Source organism: Staphylococcus sp. MB377 (assembly GCF_001922505.1).
Classification (GTDB): Bacteria; Bacillota; Bacilli; order Staphylococcales; family Staphylococcaceae; genus Staphylococcus; species Staphylococcus haemolyticus.
Map to the genome: position 1 here is coordinate 1 of NZ_MAON01000051.1, position 1,170 is coordinate 1,170.

The 1,170-nt window shown below is 36.6% G+C and carries 1 protein-coding gene; it reads right to left on the minus strand.

The genetic code is table 11. The features are described from left to right. Positions 1–242: 242 nt before the first annotated feature. Positions 243–1,170, minus strand: a 928-nt coding sequence (locus BB045_RS09245) for a DNA cytosine methyltransferase (protein WP_075140702.1), incomplete at its 5' end; no start/stop codon positions are given.

Sequence of the window (1,170 nt, forward strand, 5' to 3'; positions counted from 1 at the left end):
CTGTATAGTTAACCTCTGTTACACGATCATGTTTGTTTACAATCATTCGTAATTGTTTATTCCCTTACTTATAGATATAAATTTGAGTACCGTCAACTCCCACTTGTGCATCCGAGGTTAATGGAGGAATACTGTCATACTTCATAAAATTTAATCCAATCACAATTTTGTTAGCTACTTCCTGGCTCAGCTGGTGACTTTTGTTATATTCGGGGTCACCATATTATGAATTTAATTCTTACTTAAATAATCTCTTCATATAAGAACTTAATAATTGGACGAACCACTTTTTCAGCTAGTAAGACTGGTACTGCATTGCCAATTTGTTTGTATTGTTCATTAAGTTTGTGGTTATTCGTAACATTTTCTTTATTACCATTTGAAAACTCGAACCAGTTAGGGAAAGATTGAATTTTGGCAACTTCACGAACTGATAAACGACGATTAAAATCACCTTGAAATTCCCAAGCGTCTTTTCCGATTTTCCTCATAGGCTCACCGTGAGGGTGCATTGGAGCTTGTCTACCACTCGCTTGAATAGTAAAACTTTGCTCGTTCCAATTCTTTTTTCGATTACGGCTCATATACATACTTGAAAACGAGCCTTCGTAAACGTCTTTAGCATCTAGAGGTAAATTACTAATTGTATCTTTCAAAGTGACATATGGTATCTTCCCTTCTCCATGTGTCGGTTCGGGAACTTCATATTCAAAACCATATTTTTCATGAATATCATTGCGGATTCCAACAATAAATACTCGTTCACGAAGTTGTGGAACACCATAGTCACGAGAATTAACTAAATGAGCAGTAACGTGATAACCCACAGCTTTAAAGTCCTCTATCATTTGACTAAGGACTTGTCCTTTCGCCATTGTCATCAGACCTTTTACATTTTCAGCAACAAAAAACTCGGGTGTACTTTGCACTAAGGCACGAATGTAATGGACGTATAGAAAGTTCCGTGAATCATCGAGTAATCGAGGACCGGAACTACTAAAACCGGGGCAAGGAAATCCGCCGAGCATAAGGTTACAGCTCGGAAACTCTGCTACTTTACGAATATCCTTTGCGACTTTAGTAACAGTAGGAGCAAAATTATTAACATAAGTTAAGTTTGCCGAGGTAAACATATCATTTGAATAAACAAAATTGCATTTTACTTTACTA